This is a genomic window from Stenotrophomonas sp. YJH_SMC_27, from assembly GCF_059369815.1.
The window spans coordinates 650,435-669,547 of the sequence record NZ_JCAFTA010000001.1 but is presented as its reverse complement, the minus strand read 5'-3'; the positions used below and the strand labels follow the sequence as shown (position 1 = coordinate 669,547).

The following is a 19,113-nucleotide window of genomic DNA, read 5'->3' as shown; positions in this document are numbered from 1 at the left end:
AAGGAGCGGGGCGCCATGATCGACGTGGTGCTGCTGATCGTGATCGCCGCCTCCACCCTGCTGGGGATGCTGCGCGGCTTCGTCGGCATCGTCATTGGCACCCTGTCGTGGCTGCTGGCCGCGTGGGCGGCCTTCGCCTTCGGCAATGATGCCGCCCATTGGTGGGCTGCCCCGGCGGCCCCCGGTGGCGAACACTTCGTCGGCGGCTACCTGGGCGTCGGCATCGGCGTGATGATCGTGGTTGCGGTGATCGGCATGGTCATCAAGGCTCTGGTCCACCGCAGCATGCTGACCAGCCTGGACCGCCTGCTGGGCGGGGTGCTGGGGGCCGTGCGGGGCGGCCTGATCGCCGCGATCCTGCTGCTGCTGGGCAGTTTCACCCCGTTGACTGCCGAGCCCTCCTGGCAGCGCTCGGCGGTGCGGCCACTGCTGAATCCCACCGTTGCCTGGATGAACAGCAAGCTGCCGCACTGGGAGGTTCCCGGGGCCGATCTGCTGCCCAAGGCCTTGCCGACCGACGCGCTGTCCCCATCTGCATTGATGGAGTTGGGCAAGAACGCAGGCGCCGGGTTGGGAAAGCCGGGCGCGGCAGGCGATAATGGCATCCTCAACCAGGTAGTGGCAGGCAGCGGATGGCTGCGGCCTGCGAAAGCGGAACAGGGCGATTCCTACGATCCGGCGGAAGTGCGCCCGGATGCTCCTGCACTGCCGGACAGTATCGAGCCGGGCGATCCGGCCAACGTCGACCGCGTGCGCGGCGACCACCGCGGCCAGGTACGGCCACCTTCCTTGTAACTGGGCACAGCCCAGCGGAGACCTCGCATCATGTGTGGCATCGTCGGAATCGTCGGCAACCAGAACGTCGCCGGGCAGTTGTATGACGGCTTGACCGTCCTCCAGCACCGTGGCCAGGATGCGGCGGGCATCGCCACCGCCAGCGGCAGCCGCCTGCGCGTGCAGAAGGCCACCGGCCTGGTCCGCGATGTGTTCGATGCCCGCACCATGTCCACCCTGGAAGGCAGCGTGGGCATTGCCCACGTGCGCTACCCGACCGCCGGTTCGGAAGGCATGGACGAGGCGCAGCCGTTCTACGTCAATTCGCCGTACGGCATCGCGCTGGCCCACAACGGCAACCTGATCAACACCGAGGTGCTGCGCCAGCAGGTGTTCGAACAGGACCGCCGCAACGTCAACACCGATTCGGACAGCGAAGTGCTGCTGAACGTGTTCGCCTACGAACTGGAACAGCAGCGCCAGCTCAGCCCGGAAGCGGCCATCCGCGCGGTGGCCGGCGTGCACCGCCGCTGCAAGGGTGGCTATGCAGTGGTCAGCGTGGTGCTGGGCCTGGGCCTGGTCGCCTTCCGCGACCCGCATGGCATCCGTCCGCTGGTGCTGGGCAAGCGCAGCCATGCCGAGGGCGACGAGTACATCGTGGCGTCCGAGTCGGCCGCGCTGGACGTGCTGGGCTTCCAGCGCGTGCGCGATGTGCAGCCGGGCGAAGCGCTGGTGATCACCGCGCGTGGCGAGCTGTTCTCGGAGATCTGCGCCGAGCCGGCCGAGCACACCCCGTGCATCTTCGAATACGTGTACTTCGCGCGCCCGGACTCGATGATCGACAACGTCTCGGTGCACAAGGCGCGCATGCGCATGGGCATCAAGCTGGGCGAGAAGATCCTGCGCCTGCGCCCGGACCATGACATCGACACCATCATCCCGATCCCGGACACCTCGCGCGACGCGGCGCTGGAAATCTCCAACGTACTTGGGGTGAAGTACCGCGAAGGCTTCATCAAGAACCGCTACATCGGCCGTACCTTCATCATGCCGGGGCAGGGCGAACGCGTGAAGTCGGTGCGTCGCAAGCTCAACCCGATCCACCTTGAGTTCCGCAACCGCGTGGTGCTGCTGGTGGACGATTCGATCGTGCGTGGCACCACCAGCCAGCAGATCGTGCAGATGGCCCGTGACGCGGGCGCGCGCAAGGTCTATCTGGCCAGCGCCGCGCCGCCGGTGCGCTACCCGAACATCTACGGCATCGACATGCCGGCGGCCGAGGAACTGGTCGCGCACAACCGCACCGTGGAAGAGATCGAAGCCCACCTGGGCTGCGACTGGCTGATCTACCAGGACCTGGAAGACATGGAAGCGGCAGTGAGCGAAGGCAACCCGGCGCTGCGCAGCTTCGATTCGTCCTGCTTCAACGGCCACTACCCGACCGGCATTGAACCGGGCTACTTCGAGCGCATCCAGCAGCTGCGGTCGGACGACGCCAAGCACAAGCGCCGCGCCTGAGGACCAGGCGTGGTCGATGTACCCGACGTTGGTGGCGACCTGCTGCGCGCAGCGCAGCAGTGCCTGGCCGAAGCCGACCCGCTGCGCAAGGTTGCGCTGACCCAGGCGTATGCGGCCGCGTTCCGTGCCGGTCGCCTGAAGGTGGCGGCCGATGCGCCACCGCCGGAACCGATCCGCATGCCGGGCCGGCCAGCGCAGCTGATGCTGGTGCATCCGCGCGAAGTTCCGCGGCGCGGACTGGGTGGCGTGGAAGGTCGGGCTGCCTTCATCCACGCCATCGCCCATATCGAACTCAACGCGATCGACCTGGCCTGGGACGCGGTGTACCGCTTCCGTGGCCTGCCGTCGGCGTTTCATGCCGACTGGGTCAGCTGTGCCGACGACGAATCGCGGCATTTCATGCTGCTGCGCGAGCGCCTGCAGGTGCATGGCCACGACTACGCTGATTTCCCCGCACACAACGGTCTGTGGGAAATGTGCGAAAAGACGGCGCACGATGGTCTGGCACGCATGGCGCTGGTGCCACGCGTGCTGGAAGCGCGCGGCCTGGACGTCACCCCGGGCATGATCGGGAAGCTGCGCAATGTCGGTGATGGCGAAACCGCCGATGTGCTGGAGGTGATCCTGCGTGAGGAAGTGGCGCATGTTGCCGCCGGTTCGCGCTGGTACCGCTGGTACTGCGACCGCGCCGGTGTCGAGCCGCGCGCACGTTTCAAGGAACTGCTTGTGGAGTATGCCGGCGGCTACCTGCACGGGCCGTTCAACATGGAAGCGCGCCTGCTGGCCGGGTTCGATGCGGATGAGCTGGCCAACCTTGTCGAGCAGGCCGGCTGAGAACAGGGGAGGTCCCCTTTTCTTATGCGTTCGGCAACACCACGCGCTTGCCATCCACGGTTGGCCGGTTGATATAGAACAAGCCAGGGCCTGGCCGGTACGGCAGTTCGCTGACGCCGGCATCGGCGGCGTAGGTCAGTGCGGTGTCGCCCAGCGCATCGAAGTTCCAGTGCGCCGACTGCATCAGGTAACGCCGACGCAGCAGCGCCTCCTGTGTCGCCGTCAGTGGCTGTCCGGCCACCAGGCGCCGTGCGATAGGCCGCAGGGCGGACGGCAGTTCCCAGCCGGGAACCTCGGCGGCATTTGCAGTCCATTGCACGCCGGCATCGATGGCCTGCTGCTGCATCACCTGCAGTGCGATCAGCTGGTAACGCCAGTCGATGGGCCGGCGCAGTACCACGGCGGCGGTCACATACAGCACCGGTGACAACAGCACGCTGCGGCTGCCGGCGCGTCGCTGCTGCTGCCACTGGTGCCAGACATCCACCCAGATCTCCTTCTCGTCCACGCCCAGCTGCTGTCGCCAGCGTTCGGCATCGGCCTGTGTTTCAGCATAGGCCGTGGTGGCCTGCAGCATCGCCATTGGAGGAATCTGGTAGTCGGCAACCGCGGGGCGGCGCAGCAACTGCCGGCGCGGGCGACTGAGCAGCTTGGGCCCTTCGTCGAGCTGGTTGTAGCCGCCACCGATGTTGGCGTGCACGCCGGGCAGAGCAATCTCGGTGAACGGCGGCGCCACGCTGGTCAGTGCATAGTGCTGGCGATGTTCATCACGCGCGGTGAGCTGCACGACGTGGCGTGCGATGCCACTGCGCAGCGCCAGTTGCGGCTGTTCCTCGGCGCGGCCGCCATTGACCGCGACCACGGTGTCGAACAGCCCGATGAAGCGCAGCACCGGCGTGGCCGGGGCGAAGTTCGCAGTGCAGGACAGGCCGGCGGCCTGTAGCAGCTGGCGCCAGCGCACGCCGTCCCAGCCCTGAAGTTGGTTGGCGATGTCACGTGCGGCCGCAGCGCCGCGTGAATAACCGAACAGGTCCAGCTGCACGCCATGCAGCGGTTGCTGCCAGCGTGCGGATAGTCCCGACAGTGCGGCCGGAAGCAGCACCTGCAGCGCGCGCTGCACTTTCGCGCGCACACCACTGGCGCCGATGCCGAACGCCAGTCCGATCAGGTCGTCGTCGGCATCGTCGCGGGTGCCCACGCCTTCCACGTAGATCGACAGCGAAGGTGTGGCCATCGCATCGCGGCGGCTGTCCGGATACAGCTGCTGCAGGCGTGCGATGTTGGTCAGGCCGTTGTCGTAGCTGCTGGTCAGCCGGCTCTGGTAGGTCGAATCGTCATCCGCACGCAGCTGCGCAGGACGTGGCTGCGGAACCCGGGGGCGACCGCGTGCCAGGTTGTGTGCGTTGTTGCGGGTGCCATCGAAGAACAGGCCTATCCGCAGCAAGCCGACATCTTCGTCCGTGTCCTGCGATGGAGCCATGTGCATGTCCCGTCGTGGCTACGTCACGGTAGCGCGAAAGCGGTGTATTGGCGAAGTGTAGTGACGCTTTTGACCTTAATTAACGTAGATGCGGTGGATCACAGTTCCTGATTTTCATCTCCGTCTTCTATTGAATTCACACGGCCCACGCAGGCCATATGGCCAAACCCGGCAAACCCGGGCGTGCTGCATCAACGCTGTTCACATCATTCAAGGAGCGACGCAATGTTGTCCAGATCGATTGGCAAAGCGGCAGGTGGCCTGGTGTTGGGTTTGTCGGTGGCAGCGGCCGCGCAGGCGGCACCGTTGTTCGAGCCAGTGACGGTCATCAGCCGTGCATCGGCAAACAGTGAGCCCGCGCTGGGCAAGCTGCTGGCCACCCCGTCCACCGCGACGGTACAGGAAGTGCGTGTCGATGCAGCTGCCACCGCGCAGCCGCAGCTCGAGTTCGAACTGCTCGGCCGGCGCGTGCAGGCGGTGCGCAGCAAGGTGGAGGCGCTGCCCGATGGCGGCAGCATCTGGTACGGCCAGTTCCGCTCCCCTTCGGACAAGCTGACCGCTGCCACGTCCAATGGCCAGGACGATCCGGGCAATTCGCTGATCCTGGTGCGCTCGGGCGACACCATCACTGGGTCGATCCGCAAGGACGGCAAGCTCTATCGCCTGCGCCCGCTGGGCAACCGCCACGTGCTGGTGGAAGTGGACGAATCGCGGATGCCGGCCGACCATCCGGCCGACTACAACCAGCTGCCGAAAATCCCGATGGGCGCCAACGATCGCATCGGTACCGCACAGGCGTCGTCCGGCACCCCGGCCACCATCCGCGTGCTGGTGGTGGCGACCAATGCGGCCGTGGCGGCCTATGGCGGCAACATGCAGTCGCTGGTGCAGCTGGCCGTGGCCGAATCCAACCAGGGGTATGTCAACAGCAACGTGGGCATCACCATGCAGCTGGCCCGCTACGAGACCACCAACTACACCGAATCGGGCAGCTTCGATACTGATCTGGCCCGCTTCCGTGGCACCAGCGACGGCTACATGGACAGCATCCACACCAGCCGGAACACCTACACGGCGGACGTGGGCGTGCTGCTGATCAACAACAGTGCGTACTGTGGCCTGGCCTCGGGCATAGGCTCGACGGCTTCCACCGCCTTCGCGGCGGTGTACTGGGATTGCGCGACAGGCTATTACTCGTTCGCGCACGAGATCGGCCACCTGCAGAGTGCACGGCATGATATCGCCACCGACCCGAGCACCTCGCCGTACGCCTATGGCCATGGTTATCGCTATGAGCCGTCCAGCGGCACCGGCTGGCGCACGATCATGGCCTACAACTGCACCCGCAGCTGCCCGCGCCTGAACTACTGGTCCAACCCGAACATCAGCTACAACGGCATCCCGATGGGCAACGCCAGTACCGCCGACAACCAGCGCGTGCTGGTCAATACCAAGGCCACCATCGCGGGCTTCCGCTGAGGTCAGGCGCCGGCCAGGGGCGGTGTCTGCCCGGGTGCGTGCACCTGCCCGGGTAGATGCCAACCCTGGTTGGCACCCTGCGATCCATCATTCGCGCGCGAGCGTATCCAGCGACCAGCTGCCGGCATCCACGCGCAGCACCGACCCCTGTTCGTACCAGTCGCCCAGTACGATGCGGGTGCAGGTGCGTCCACCGGCCTGCAGCGTGTGCACCGCCGGGCGGTGGGTGTGGCCATGGATCATCGTATCCACGCCGTGGCGCACGAAGGTGGCATCGACTTCGGCCGGGGCCACGTCGGTGACGGTCTCGAACTGTGCGCGGTCACCCTGCTTCATTTCCGCCTGGCGTGCCTGGCTGGCATCACGCGCCTTCTGCGCGAAGGCGATGCGCGCGGCCAGCGGCTGCGACAGGAACTGCGCCTGGAATGCCGGGTCGCGCGTCTGCGCGCGGAACTGCTGGTAGGGAATGTCGTCGGTGCACAACAGGTCGCCGTGCTGCAGCAGCACCGGGCGGCCGTACAGTTCGATCACGCAGGGGTCGGGCAGGATGCGCAGGCCGGCGCGGCGGGCATAGTCCTCGCCGAGCAGGAAATCGCGGTTGCCGCGGATGAAGTACACCGGCACGCCGCTGTCGAAGAGTGCCTTCAGTGCGTCGGCCACCGCATCGGCGGCGGGTGAGGGCGTGTCGTCGCCGATCCAGGCCTCGAACAGGTCGCCCAGGATGTACAGCGCATCGGCGCCGGGCGCCTGGTCGCGCAGGAAGCGCAGGAACAGGTCGGTGATCTCCGGACGGCTGGGGTCCAGATGCAGGTCGGAAATGAACAGCGTGGTCATGCCTGCATTCTAGGCCATCAACGATGACGGTAGCGCCGGGCCACGCGCGGCCGGTGCAGCGGCCATCACACCGGCAGCGGCAGCCAGGCCAGGCTGGCCGAGGCCAACAGGATGGCGATGCCGGTGGCGGCCAGTACATCGGACGGGTAGTGCAGGCCCAGTACCACCCGCGACAGCGCGACGCCGAAGGTGAAGGGAACCAGCAGCGGTGCCAGCCACGGGTAGTAGGCCAGCGCGACGATGGTGAACGACACCGCGTGCAGGGTGTGCCCGGAAGGGAAGCTGAACTCGTCCAGCGGCGCCACCCAGGCGCGGATGCGCAGATCGGCCGCATACGGGCGAGGGCGTCGGGTCCAGCGCTTGAGGCCCTTGTAGAGCAGCAGTGCGGCCAGCCCGGTGGCGGCCATGTGCACCGATGCACGCAGTCCGTCGAAGCCGTCCAGCAGCACCAGTGCGCCCATCAGCACGTACCAGAACACGCCATCGCCGAGCCGGCTGATGACCGAGAACAGCCGGCGCACACGGCGACGCCGGCAGTAGTGGTTGGCCCGGCGGCACAGCCGTGCTTCGCGGCCGGCCAGCAGCTCAAGCGGCGTAGTGCGCATGGCCGCTCCTCCGCGACTGGGCCAGCTCGGCCAGCAGCGCATCGAATTCGGCAACCACCTGTTGTGGATGCAGGCGCTTCATCGCACGCGCGGCGCTGCTGCCCAACTCGCGGCGCCGTGCATCATCGGCGGCCAGCTGCACGGCTGCCTCGATGAACTGCTCATCGTTTTCCACGGCCGCGCCGTTCTCGCCGTCACGCAGGTATTCGCGAGCCGCGCCATAGTCGAAAGCGACGGTGGCCAGGCCGCTGGCCATGCTTTCCAGGGTCACGTTGCCAAAGGTCTCGCTGCGGCTGGGGAACAGGAACAGATCGCCGCTGGCGAAATGCCGGGCCAGCGCATCGCCGCGCTGGATGCCGCAGAAGATGAAATCCGGGTTTTCATGTGCCAGTTTTTCGCGGGCTGGGCCATCGCCCACCCATACGAAGCGGGCTTTGGGCCGGATCTGCTGCAGGCGTCGGAAGGCTCTCACCGCCAGGCCAAGGTTCTTTTCCGCGGCGATGCGGCCGACGTAGATCGCGACCAGGCCATTGCCGTCCACGCCCCATTCCTCGCGCAGCGCCGGGTCGCGCCGGCCGGGATCGAACTGCTGGCTGTCGACCGCGCGCGCCAGCAGGCACACGCGGTCGAAGCCCTGTTCAACAAGGAACTGCTGCAGTTCGCGGGTGGGCACCAGGGTTGCATCGGCCTGATTGTGGAACCGGCGCATCCAGCGCATCGCCGCGGCCTGCAGCCAGGCCACGCCGTAGTCGGGCAGGTACTCGTCGAAGCGGGTGTGGAAACCACTGGCGACCGGAATGCCAAGGCGGCGTGCGGTGCGCAGCGCCGACCAGCCCAGCGGGCCCTCGGTGGCAATGTAGACCGCATCGGGACGCCGCTGCTGCCAGTGGCGGTTGAGCCGGATCGGCGCAGGCAGGCCGAAGCGCAGGCCGGGGTAGCGCGGCAGTGCGGCGCCCGGAACCAGCAGCGCACCTGGCGCCGAGTCCGGTGCTTCGCTGGCCTGGCGTGGCCGGATCAGGTCGATTTCATGGCCGGAATTGCGCAGTCCCTGCTCCAGGCCCTGCACGGTGAGGGCAACGCCGTTCACTTCCGGCGGGTAGGTCTCGGTGACGATGGCATAGCGCATGGCGGGCCTCCGGGTTTCCGGCATGCTCGGGCCTGGCGATGTAGCGGATATGACCGCTTTGCGACCACGGGATGACGGCCGTCCGGTTGCCGTGGAGCCACGGCCCCGAAGGGCCGTGGCGGTGCTGCAGCAAGCGCGGTGGATCAGAAGCGCTGCTGGTATTTCATGTAGATGAAACGACCAATGTCGAAGCCACCGTAGTAGGAGAAATTGGCGCTCGGCTGGCTGTACATGACCGGACCCTGGCGGCCGAACACATTGTTGGCACCGATCGAGACGGTCGCATCCCATGGCAGGTTGTAGCGTGCCTGCACGTCGTGGAAGGTGACCGATCCGCGACGGTTGTAGTCACGGCTGCCGCTGAACCATGGTGCGCGCTGGTCGGGGTGCGAACACTCGTTCGGATACTCATCAACGCCCAGGCAGCGCTCCTTGACCGCAGAGAAGTAGCGCAGGCCCCAAGTCAGGCCGAGGTTGCCGCGTTCCCAGCCCAGCGATGCGTTGGAGCGCACGCGGAAGCCGATGCCACCGTCGGTGGCGATGCCATTGCTGGGAATCGGCGGTACATCCGCCTCGTTGGTGGTCCGTTGCTCCGCAGCGACCACATAGGTGGTCTTCCAGTCGGCGCTCAACGTGCCCCAGGAGGTTTCGATCTTGTGGCCGATCTCCAGGTCATAGCCTTCGGCCTGGCGGAAACCGCTGTTGCGGCTGCCATAGCTGAGCGTGTTGACGATGCCCAGCTCCGGGTCGCGGGTAAAGCTGCCGCAGCGCTCGGCGATGCCCAGTTCGTAGCAGTCGCGGAGGATGTCGTTGGGGTGGTCGGCGACAATGGTGTTGTCGATGCGGATCTTCCACCAGTCCAGCGCGATGTTCAGCCCTTCGGCAAACGTCGGGCTCCACACCAGGCCCAGGGTGCGGCTGGTAGACGTTTCCGGCTTCAGGTCGGGATTGGAACCGTTGGTGAAGGGCAGCGGTGTCTGCCCGCTGCTGCCGGTGATCGCCTCATTGCCCTGGCCGAGCTGGCGGTAGCTGTCTGCATTGGCGATGTCGGCGGCGCAGCGTGCACGCACCTCCGGGCTGCTGGCGGCCGCGCCATACACCGTATCGCAGGGGTCACGGAAGCCGGTGGTGAAGGTCTGCGAACCCCCACCGTACAGATTCGCGATGGTCGGTGCACGGAAGCCCTGCGCCCAGGTGCCACGGACCAGCAGCTGGTCGATCGGCTTCCACGACACGCCGAACTTGCTGTTGAGGGTTCCGCCGAAGGTGGTGTAGTCCGAGTAGCGCGTTGCCGCGTCGAGGGTCAGCTGGCGTGCACCGGGGAGGTCGTGCAGCAACGGCACGCTCAGCTCCAGGTAGGCCTCGTCGACGCGGTAACCCCCTCCAGTGGGGCCCGCCGCCAGGTTGGTGGTGGCACCGGTCTGGGCCAGCGCGTCGGGAATGAAGCGCCCCTCCTCGCGGCGGCTCTCCACGCCCAGGGCGAAGCCCAGTTCCCCCGCAGGCAGCGTGGCAAGGCCTCCACTGAGGCTGGCGAACAGGTTGCGGGTGGTGTTTCTGCCACGGGTGATTTCCTCGGGGAACAGCCAGTCCTGCAGTTCGCTGTTGCCGGTCAGGCCGTAAGGGTCATCCTGGCCATACGGCACCAGCGGATTCCAGGGCTTGCAGCCGGCAATCGGTGCCTCCGGTGTACCGCATTCCACCTTGCCGGTGGCCGGGTTGTAGAACGAAGGGCCGGTGGAATCGGCGACGCGCTGCTTGTGCAGGTTGCCGGTGGCACGCTGCTCCAGTTCGCTGCGGTTGTACTGGTAGCCGGCTTCCCAATCGAACTCGCGACCGACGAACTGGAAGCTGCCTTCAAACGCGGCCACACCCTGCCAGGTGGTCAGTTCGCTGATGCTGACCCGCGGAATCTCCCAGGTGCGGCGGTTCCAGTGCACGTCGCTTGGGTGTTCATAGCCGTGGTGGCTGCCGAACGGGTTGAACCAGCTGTCGGCGGACATCGGCGTGATGCCGGCCGCAGCGGACTGGAACGGATAGCCGGCGACCTGGCGCGTGGTGGTACGCCGGTTGTAGGCCAGCTGCGTACTGAAGCGGACCTGGTCGTTCATATCCATGCGTGCGTCGACAAAGAGCGAATCGCGCTTGATCGGTGTCTGCACGTGCATCTGCTCGTTGCTGTTGCTGACATCACCGGTGAACGGTGTGTTGTCACTGAGGTGGAAACTGTCCGGCCCGCCCGGCTGGCTGCCGCGGTCGAGGGAATAGCTGCAGCCACGGCTGCTGCTGCAGCCCGGGCCCTTGAAGCCGACGATGCGCCCCCACTGGCCGACCGTGGTCCAGCCATCGTCCGGATGACGATCGGTGTAGCTGTAGGCGCTGAAGCCGCGGTCCTTGGCCCATACGCCCTTCTCTTCGACATGCTCGGCGGCGACGCTGATCGAGGCGCGGTCGTTCGACCAGCCGGCAACCACGTCGTACTGGGTGCGCGCACCGTCACCTTCGCTGAACTGCCCGTGGTAGACGTTGGCCGCCACGCCCTGGACGTTGCGCCGGGTGATGATGTTGACCACGCCGGCCATCGCGTCGGAACCGTAGATGGCCGAAGCGCCGTCCTTCAGCACTTCCATGCGCTCCACGGCAGCGGCGGGAATGCTGGAAATGTCCTGGTAACCCGAAGTGGTCATGCCCAGGCGCTTGCCGTTGACCAGCACCAGCGTGCGCTGCGCCCCCAGCCCGCGCATGTCCACGTAGCTGCCGCCGGAGGCTTCGCCACTGCTGAGCGGGCTGGCGCGGCTGAGCGCGGGGCTGCCGGTCGCGGTCAGGTTCTGCAGGATGTCCGCGACGGAATTGAAGCCCTGCCGCTCGATGTCGGCGCGGCTGATGGTCAGCACCGGCTGTGCGGTTTCCAGGTCGACCTGGCGGATGCGCGAACCGGTGATCTCGATACGGTCCAGCGTGGTGGCTTCCGGTGCATGCTGGGCGAATGCGGGGGCGGCCAGTGCGGTGGTGGCCGTCATCGTCAGTGCACGACGGATCGCCAACCCCAGTTCGGGAATACGGATGGTCATGGGTCTCTCTCTCGGTCTTCGAAGTCTTCGGAACACAGCCAAGCGGGGCTGCGTCAATGCCACCGCGGTGGTGGACGTTCGAACCTAGTGAAGACGGGCGCGGAGACGTATGGGCAAGCGACGAAAGTCGTGCAGACAGGTGTGACGTTTCTGCACAAAGCGGAAGCAGATCAATCGATTGCTCCGGCCTGCGGCGTTACGGCGGAGGCGAGGCAGCGGGCCGGGTCCCTGATGGAACGCAGCACGGGCAATGTGGAAAGCGACAGTCTGCGCAGAATCAGAAAGAACCACGGCCCCGAAGGGCCGTGGTCGACAAGCGTCAGCAACGCGGGTGGATCAGAAGCGCTGCTGGTACTTCATGTACATGAAACGACCGATGTCGTAGCCACCGTAGTAGGAGAACGACGAGTTCGGCTTGCTGTACATCACCGGCGCTTCCTTGCCGAACACATTGTTCGCGCCCACCGACACGGTTGCATCCCACGGCAGGTTGTAGCGGAACTGCACGTCGTGGAAGGTCACCGCGCCGCGCTCGTTGTAAGCGGTCGGCGACTTCAGCCACGGAGCCAGGAAGGTCGGATCGGAGCATTCGTCCGCATACCGCGAGGCGTTGAGGCAGCGCTCCTTCACACCGGAGTAGTAGCGTGCCGTCCAGCTGACGCCGAAGTCACCCACATCCCAGCCCAGCACCAGGTTCGAGCGCACGCGGAACGCAAGGCTGGTAGCGGTGCCGATGGTGTTGGCCACGCCGTTGATCGGCGTGATCGCATCGCGGACATCATTGGTGGAGCGGTAGACGTTCTTGCTCACATAGGTACTGGTCCAACCTGCGCTCAGCTTGCCGTAGCCGGTGTCGACGCGATAGCTGACATCCAGGTCGTAGCCCTCGGTCTCGGCGAAACCGGCATTGCGGTTGCCGAACTTCAGGCCGGTGACGATGCCGTTGGACGGATCGCGGGTGAAGCGGCTGCAGCGCGATTCGATGCCCTGCTCATAGCAATCCTTCAGGATCTGGTTGGGGCTGTCACCGACGATGGTGTTGTCGATGCGGATCTTCCACCAGTCCAGCGCCACGTTGAAGTTGCTGAGGAAGGTCGGGCTCCACACCAGGCCCAGCGTTTTGCTGGTCGAGGTCTCCGGAACCAGTAGCGGGTTGGAGCCGGACACGAACGGCGTCGGGGTGGCATCCTGCGCCGTGGTTACCGGCGTGTTGCCCTGCTTCAGCTGGCGGAAGTTGGCTGCATCGGCGATGTCACGTGCGCACCGTGCGCGGACTTCGGCACTGCCTTTGGCCGAGCCGAACACGGTGTCGCACGGGTCGCTGAACTGCGCGAAGGTTTCCGAACCACCACCGTACAGATCGTTGATGGTCGGTGCGCGGAAGCCCTCGGCCCAGGTACCACGGACCAGCAGCTGGTCGATCGGCTTCCACTTGAAGCCGAACTTGCTGTTGAGCGTGTTGCCGAAGGTGTTGTACTTGGAATAGCGGGTAGCGGCATTGAAGCTCAGCTCGCGTGCGCCGGGCAGGTCGGCCAGCACCGGCACGTTGAGTTCCAGGTAGGCTTCCTTCACGTTGTAGCTGCCACCGGTCGGGCCAGCGGCCAGGTTGGTGGTGGCACCGGTCTGGGCCAGGGCATCGGGGGTGTAGCGGCCATCTTCCTTTCGGCTTTCCACACCGAAGGCGAAGCCCAGGTCGCCGGCCGGCAGGGTCAGGATGCTGCCGGACAGATTGGCGAACGCGTTCTTGGTGGTGGTCCGGCCGGTGGTGTGCTCCGCCGGGAACAGCCAGGCCATCAGCTCTTCATTGCCGGTCAGTCCGTTCGGATCGTTTCTGCCGTAGGGCACCAGCGGGTTCCACGGCGTGCAGCCGCTGATCACCGCGCCCGGACGGCCACACATCACCTTGCCGGTGGCCGGATCCAGGAACGACGGGCCCACGGCGTCGCGCACGCGCTTCTTGTGCAGGTTGCCGGTGGCGGTGGCGGTCAGCTCGTTGCGGTTGTACTGGTAGCCCACGTCCCAGTCGAAGTAGCGCTGGCCGATCTCGAAGCTGCCATCCAGCGACACTACCGCACGGTAGGTCTTCAGTTCGCTGGTGCTCACGCGCGGGATTTCCCAGGTGCGGCGGTTCCAGGCCACGTCGGTTGGCCTGGCATAGCCGTGCTGGGTGCCGAACGGGTTGAAGTAGCTGTCCTTGGACATCAGGCCGGTGGCGGTCGGGTCACCGGAGATGGACACCGAGCTGGACTGCAGCGGGTAGCCTGCAATCTGGCGCTCGGCCGAACGCTTGTTGTAGCCGAATTCGGTGCGCAGGTTGACCTGGTCGGTGATCTTGAAGCGACCGTCGAAGTACACCGAATCACGCTTGAGCGGATACATGACGTGCATCTGTTCGTTGGCGTTGCTGACGTCGCCGGTGAACGGGGTTGCGTCGGTCAGGTGGTAGTTGGCCGGGTTGGTCGGGTCAGCGCCGCGGTTGAGCGAGTAGCCACACCCCTGGGTGGCGTTGGTGCAGCCCGGGCCGCCCTTCAGGCCGGTAACCTGGCCCCACTGGCTCAGCGTGGTCCAGTTGGAGGCGTCGTTCGGGTGGCGGTCGCTCACGCCGTACTTGCTGAACCAGCGGTCCTTTGCCCAGACGCTCTTTTCTTCGGAGTGCTCCAGTGCCAGGGTCAGCGACACGCGATCGTTGCTCCAGCCGCCGACCACATCGAAGCGGTCACGGGCACCGTCGCCTTCGCTGTACTGGCCGTGGTAGACATTGGCGGTCACGCCGTTGACGTTGGAGCGGGTGATGATGTTGATCACGCCCGCCATCGCGTCGGAACCGTAGATGGCCGAGGCGCCGTCCTTCAGCACTTCAATGCGCTCCACCGCAGACACCGGCAGCGAGGACACGTCCTGGTAGCCGGAGGTGCTGATGCCCAGACGCTTGCCATTGACCAGCACCAGGGTGCGCTGCGCGCCCAGGTTGCGCATGTCGATGTAGGTGCCGCCGGTGTTTTCGCCCGAGCTCAGTGCGTTTGCGCGGCTGATCGCCGGGCTGCCCATCGCGGTGACGTTCTGCAGGATGTCGGCCACCGAGCTGAAGCCCTGGCGCTCGATGTCCAGCCGGCTCAGTGCCAGGACCGGCTGTGCGGTCTCCACGTCCACCTGGCGGATGCGCGAGCCAGTGATCTCGATGCGATCCAGGGTGGTCGGCGCGGCAGTGCTGCCACTCTGGGCGAACGCAGGCAGCGCGGCCAGCGTCGCAGTGGTTGCCAGGGCGTAGCGGATGGCCTGCCCCAGGGGGTGGTGCGTGAAGTCATGACGAGCTCTCTCTCTCAGGTCGTGCAGGGACGCCAAAAGGGGCGTCGAAGAAATCGGTCGCCGATAAGCGGACCGATGACCCGATAGTAGTCTCGTTGGTTAAGTCTCTGTAAAGAGGATATGTCGGTTTGTACCAGCTTTCTTCATCAGATTTCACGAAAGCTCAACAAAAGCAGTCGCTTAGCGGTCACGCTGAATGCGCTTGCTCGACATGATCTGCTGCATCGCAGCAGATCTATGCGGGGCACGTGCGCGAACTGTAACGGTGTGTGACCTACTCCCCTCGTGGAGGCGCGGCGCTCAGGCCACGAACGGCCGGAACTGGATGCCCAGCCCGGCGATGCCATCGGTCTCGCCGATCAGGTCCGCGCGCAGCAGCGGCCGGGCATCGATGAAGGCCTGCGGCACGATCAGCGACAGGCGGTTGTCGTCGGCGGTCAGTTCCAGTGCCGGCAGCGGATCGTCCTCATGGGCACGGTTGAGCAGCACCGCCAGGCGCAGCAGGGCTGCCAGCCGGCGTGCGGTCAGCAGCAGGCGCTCGGGCAGGGCGTCGAAGGCGGTCTTGGTCACGCTGCGGCGGTGGCTGCGCACCAGCGCGGCCAGCATCTGCTGCTCCTGGCGCGAGAAGCCGGCGATATCCGAGTGCTCCAGCACATAGCTGCCGTGCACGTGGTAGCCGCTGTGCGCGATCATCAGGCCCAGCTCGTGCAGGCGCGCGGCCCAGCCGAGCATGCGCGCATCGTCGGCATCGAGCCTCCAGCGATCCTGCACCTGTTCCAGCAGCGACAGCGCGGTCTCCTGCACCCGCTCGGCCTGCACGGTATCGATGCCGTAGCGCTGGCTGAGTGCGGCCACCGATTCATCACGCAGGTCGTTCTCGCCGGCGCGGCCGACGATGTCATACAGGATGCCTTCGCGCATCGCGGCCTTGCTCACCAGCAGTTTCTGCAGGCCCAGCGCCTGGAACGCGGCTTCCAGTACCAGGATCCCGCCTGCGATGATCGGGCGGCGGTCGCTGGACAACCCGGGCAGCTGGATGTCGTCGATCTTCTTCGCCTTCAGCAGTTCATCGCGCAGCTGCGGCAGGGCCTCGGCGGTGATCGCGCCCTTGCTCAGCTTCATCGTTGCGCAGATCTCGCTGATCGCCTTGTGCGTGCCTGAAGAACCCAGGGCTTCCTGCCAGCCCAGCGCACGGTACTTGCTGGCGAAGGGCTGGAACTCACGGCCGATCTCGGCCAGCGCATCCTTCCAGCGCTTCTTGCTCAGCTTGCCGCCAGGGAAGAAACGCCGTGTGCTGGCGATGCAGCCGGCCTGCAGGCTTTCGCGCTCCAGGGTCTGCATGCCCATGCCGATGATGAACTCCGTGGAGCCGCCGCCGATATCGATCACCAGCCGGCGCTGGCCGGGCTTGGGTGGTTGCGCATGGGCCACGCCCAGGTAGATCAGGCGCGCTTCTTCGCGACCGCTGACCACTTCGATGGCATGCCCGAGCGCGGTTTCGGCGGGAACCAGGAACGACTGCGGCGAGCGCAGCTGGCGCACGGTGTTGGTGGCCAGCGCACGCACCCGGTGCGGCGGCACATTGCGGATGCGCTGGCCGAAGCGGGCCAGGCATTCCAGGGCACGTTGGCGTGCAGCGGAAGAGAGACCACCCTTGCCATCCAGGCCATCGGCCATGCGCACCGTCTCGCGCAGGCGGTCGATCACCCGCAGCTGACCGAGCGTGTAGCGCGCGATGACCATGTGGAAACTGTTGGAGCCAAGGTCGATGGCGGCCAGCAGGTCGCCATCCTGCAATGCGGGCGGAGTCGTGGTGGTATGCGGCATGGACGAATGTTAGCCGAAGGGGCGGTGTGCTCGTCACCGCGCGGCCTTCACATTTTGGAAGGAGGCGTGCAGCACGATGGCAAGGGGTCAGATCCCGCTGTGGGTGGGTGCCGACCGTTGGTCGGCACTGATCGAATCCCGACCAGCGGTCGGGATCCACCGGGGCAGGACTACAGCCCCTGCATCAATGCCATCTGCGCGGAATGCGGCGCTTCGTCGTGCGCCGGCGCGCGCTTGTGGTAGATGCCGTCGGCATCCAGTTCCCAGGCGTTGAGATTGTCGTCCAGGTAGTTCTGCAGCACTTCGCGATAGACCCGCTTGGCCAGCTCCGGGTCGAGGATCGGGAAGCAGGTCTCGACCCGGCGCAGCAGGTTGCGCTCCAGCCAGTCGGCGCTGGCGCAGTACATTTCCGGAGCGCCGTCGTTGCCGAACCAGTAGACGCGGCTGTGTTCCAGGAAGCGGCCGACGATCGAGCGCACGCGGATGTTGTCCGAGATGCCCGGCACACCCGGGCGCAGGGTGCAGGCGCCGCGGATGATCAGGTCGATCTGCACGCCGGCCTGCGAGGCCGCGTACAGGGCGCGCACCACCTGCGGTTCGTTCAACGCGTTCATCTTGGCGATGATCCGCGCCGGGCGGCCGGCGGCGGCGATGCGCGTCTCGCGCTCGATGCGGCCGAGGATGCCGGTATGCAGAGTGAAGGGCGACTGCAGCAGGCGCTTGAGCTTCATCTTCGAGGCGAGGCCGGACAGCTGCTGGAACAGCAGGTGCACGTCGTTGCCGATGTCCGGGTCAGCCGTGATCAGGCTGATGTCGGTGTACGCGCGGGCGGTACCGCTGTGGTAGTTGCCGGTGCCCAGGTGTACATAGCGGCGCAGTTTGCGGCCTTCGCGGCGCACGATCAGCAGCATCTTGGCGTGGGTCTTGTAGCCGACCACGCCGTACACCACCTGCACGCCGGCCTCCTGCAGGCGATCGGCCAGGCCCAGGTTGGCTTCCTCGTCGAAGCGCGCGCGCAGTTCAACCACCACGGTCACGTCCTTGCCGTTGCGCGCGGCCTGGATCAGTGCATCGACGATCAGCGAATCCTTGCCGGTGCGGTACAGGGTCTGCTTGATCGCCAGGACGTTCGGATCGATCGCCGCCTGCCGGATCAGGTCCAGCACCGCGGTGAAGGCATCGAACGGATGGTGCAGCAGCAGGTCCTGGCGTGTCACTGTCTCGAAGATGCCGTCGCTGTCGCGCAGGGTGCGCGGGGTCATCGGCGGGTACTTCAGGTCCGGCTGCGCGATCAGGTCGTACAGCTGGATGATGCGGTTGAGGTTGACCGGGCCATCAATGCGGTAGACCGCGTTCTCGGTCAGGCCGAAATTCTGCAGCAGGGTGCGCACGATCTCACGCGGCATGTCGTGGGCGATCTCCAGGCGCACCGCCGGCCGGTAGCCGCGGTCCACCAGCTCGTCGCGCAGCGCCAGCGCCAGGTTTTCCACTTCCTCCTCATCCACCACCAGCTCGGAGTTGCGGGTGACGCGGAACTGGTAGGCGCCCTGGACTTCCATGCCCGGGAACAGCTCATCGACGAAGGTGGACAGCACCGACGACAGGAACACGAAATTCTGTGATCCGCCCAGCTTTTCCGGCAGCTGGATGATGCGCGGCAGTGAGCGCGGCGCACGCACGATGGCCAGGTGGCCGGCGCGGCCGAACGCGTCGGTGCCTTTGAGCACCACCACGATATTCAGCGACTTGTTGAGGATCTTCGGGAACGGATGCACCGGGTCCAGGCCCAGCGGCGACAGCACCGGCATGATCTCGTTGCGGAAATAGGCGCGCAGCCAGCGCCTTTGCCTATCGGTCCAGGAATGGCGGCCGAGCACGCCGATGCCGGCGTCCATCAGCGCCGGGCGCAGCGTCTCGTTCCAGCAGCGGTACTGCTGGTCCACCAGTTCGGCGGCGCGGTCATGAATGGCGCTGAGGATGGCCTGCGGGCTCATCCCGTCCGGTGCCGGCGGCAGGCCGAACTCCTGCGCGTGGCGCACGGCGGCGGCGCGGATCTCGAAGAACTCGTCGAGGTTGGTGCAGGAGATGCACATGAAGCGCAGGCGCTCCAGCAGCGGCACCTGCGGGTCCATCGCCTGGGCCAGCACGCGGAAGTTGAAATCCAGCTGCGACAGCTCACGGTTGATGTACAGCGCCGGGTCGCGCAACGGATCGTTGTCCGGGCTCACGGGGAGGGGGAGGGATCCGAGGCTGCTCATGGCG

12 protein-coding genes are annotated in these 19,113 nt (G+C 66.2%); 4 read left to right on the top strand and 8 right to left on the bottom strand.

Annotated features, from left to right (window positions below):
- Positions 1 to 15 precede the first annotated feature (15 nt).
- The 3 genes from AC5P7R_RS03240 to AC5P7R_RS03230 are packed head-to-tail and all read left to right on the top strand — an operon-like array spanning position 16 to position 3,126.
- Positions 16 to 795: a CvpA family protein gene (locus tag AC5P7R_RS03240; RefSeq protein WP_019659549.1), complete on the top strand. Its 780-nt coding sequence runs from the start codon at positions 16 to 18 to the stop codon at positions 793 to 795.
- A gap of 30 nt (positions 796 to 825) precedes the next feature.
- A complete protein-coding gene (purF, locus tag AC5P7R_RS03235; RefSeq protein WP_019659548.1) occupies positions 826 to 2,292 on the top strand; it encodes an amidophosphoribosyltransferase in 1,467 nt (488 codons plus the stop codon).
- Positions 2,293 to 2,301: 9 nt separating this feature from the next.
- The gene (locus tag AC5P7R_RS03230; protein ID WP_111097982.1) at positions 2,302 to 3,126 is read left to right on the top strand and encodes a ferritin-like domain-containing protein; all 825 of its coding nucleotides are present in this window, start codon (positions 2,302 to 2,304) and stop codon (positions 3,124 to 3,126) included.
- 22 nt (positions 3,127 to 3,148) lie between these two features.
- Here AC5P7R_RS03230 and AC5P7R_RS03225 read toward each other — a convergent pair whose 3' ends face one another.
- A complete protein-coding gene (locus tag AC5P7R_RS03225) occupies positions 3,149 to 4,606 on the bottom strand; it encodes a T6SS phospholipase effector Tle1-like catalytic domain-containing protein (protein ID WP_227854103.1) in 1,458 nt (485 codons plus the stop codon).
- A gap of 225 nt (positions 4,607 to 4,831) precedes the next feature.
- On the opposite strand from AC5P7R_RS03225, the gene AC5P7R_RS03220 reads away from it, so the two are divergent.
- Positions 4,832 to 6,085 carry a M12 family metallo-peptidase gene (locus tag AC5P7R_RS03220; protein WP_019659545.1) on the top strand — a complete coding sequence of 418 codons (1,254 nt, stop codon included), beginning with the start codon at positions 4,832 to 4,834 and terminating at the stop codon, positions 6,083 to 6,085.
- Positions 6,086 to 6,172: 87 nt separating this feature from the next.
- Here AC5P7R_RS03220 and lpxH read toward each other — a convergent pair whose 3' ends face one another.
- The 7 genes from lpxH to ppk1 form a co-directional block, all read right to left on the bottom strand.
- Positions 6,173 to 6,919, bottom strand: coding sequence for a UDP-2,3-diacylglucosamine diphosphatase (gene lpxH / locus AC5P7R_RS03215; protein WP_021202987.1), 747 nt, complete (start codon positions 6,917 to 6,919; stop codon positions 6,173 to 6,175).
- A 65-nt stretch (positions 6,920 to 6,984) separates the two neighbouring features.
- The gene (locus AC5P7R_RS03210) at positions 6,985 to 7,524 is read right to left on the bottom strand and encodes a phosphatase PAP2 family protein (protein ID WP_010483928.1); all 540 of its coding nucleotides are present in this window, start codon (positions 7,522 to 7,524) and stop codon (positions 6,985 to 6,987) included.
- A complete protein-coding gene (locus AC5P7R_RS03205) occupies positions 7,505 to 8,650 on the bottom strand; it encodes a glycosyltransferase family 4 protein (RefSeq protein ID WP_021202985.1) in 1,146 nt (381 codons plus the stop codon). Before AC5P7R_RS03205 ends, AC5P7R_RS03210 begins: the two co-directional genes overlap by 20 nt.
- 143 nt (positions 8,651 to 8,793) lie before the next feature.
- Positions 8,794 to 11,718, bottom strand: a complete 2,925-nt coding sequence (locus AC5P7R_RS03200; protein WP_495213762.1) for a TonB-dependent receptor domain-containing protein — start codon at positions 11,716 to 11,718, stop codon at positions 8,794 to 8,796.
- 336 nt (positions 11,719 to 12,054) lie between these two features.
- On the bottom strand, positions 12,055 to 15,051 hold the full coding sequence (locus tag AC5P7R_RS03195; RefSeq protein ID WP_495213765.1) for a TonB-dependent receptor domain-containing protein: 2,997 nt from the start codon (positions 15,049 to 15,051) through the stop codon (positions 12,055 to 12,057).
- A 273-nt stretch (positions 15,052 to 15,324) separates the two neighbouring features.
- Positions 15,325 to 16,851: an exopolyphosphatase gene (gene ppx / locus AC5P7R_RS03190; protein ID WP_019659539.1), complete on the bottom strand. Its 1,527-nt coding sequence runs from the start codon at positions 16,849 to 16,851 to the stop codon at positions 15,325 to 15,327.
- A gap of 170 nt (positions 16,852 to 17,021) precedes the next feature.
- Entirely contained in the window at positions 17,022 to 19,109 is a 2,088-nt protein-coding gene (ppk1, locus tag AC5P7R_RS03185; RefSeq protein ID WP_019659538.1) for a polyphosphate kinase 1, read from the bottom strand.
- Between the last annotated feature and the right edge of the window lie 4 nt (positions 19,110 to 19,113).

Excerpts from the sequence above, each read along its gene's own strand:
- AC5P7R_RS03240 (WP_019659549.1), top strand. The coding sequence starts at position 16 with ATGATCGACGTGGTGCTGCTGATCGTGATCGCCGCCTCCACCCTGCTG.
- purF (WP_019659548.1), top strand. The coding sequence starts at position 826 with ATGTGTGGCATCGTCGGAATCGTCGGCAACCAGAACGTCGCCGGGCAG.
- AC5P7R_RS03225 (WP_227854103.1), bottom strand. The coding sequence starts at position 4,606 with ATGGCTCCATCGCAGGACACGGACGAAGATGTCGGCTTGCTGCGGATA.
- AC5P7R_RS03220 (WP_019659545.1), top strand. The coding sequence starts at position 4,832 with ATGTTGTCCAGATCGATTGGCAAAGCGGCAGGTGGCCTGGTGTTGGGT.
- lpxH (WP_021202987.1), bottom strand. The coding sequence starts at position 6,919 with ATGACCACGCTGTTCATTTCCGACCTGCATCTGGACCCCAGCCGTCCG.
- AC5P7R_RS03210 (WP_010483928.1), bottom strand. The coding sequence starts at position 7,524 with ATGCGCACTACGCCGCTTGAGCTGCTGGCCGGCCGCGAAGCACGGCTG.
- AC5P7R_RS03205 (WP_021202985.1), bottom strand. The coding sequence starts at position 8,650 with ATGCGCTATGCCATCGTCACCGAGACCTACCCGCCGGAAGTGAACGGC.
- AC5P7R_RS03200 (WP_495213762.1), bottom strand. The coding sequence starts at position 11,718 with ATGACCATCCGTATTCCCGAACTGGGGTTGGCGATCCGTCGTGCACTG.
- ppx (WP_019659539.1), bottom strand. The coding sequence starts at position 16,851 with ATGCCGCATACCACCACGACTCCGCCCGCATTGCAGGATGGCGACCTG.
- ppk1 (WP_019659538.1), bottom strand. The coding sequence starts at position 19,109 with ATGAGCAGCCTCGGATCCCTCCCCCTCCCCGTGAGCCCGGACAACGAT.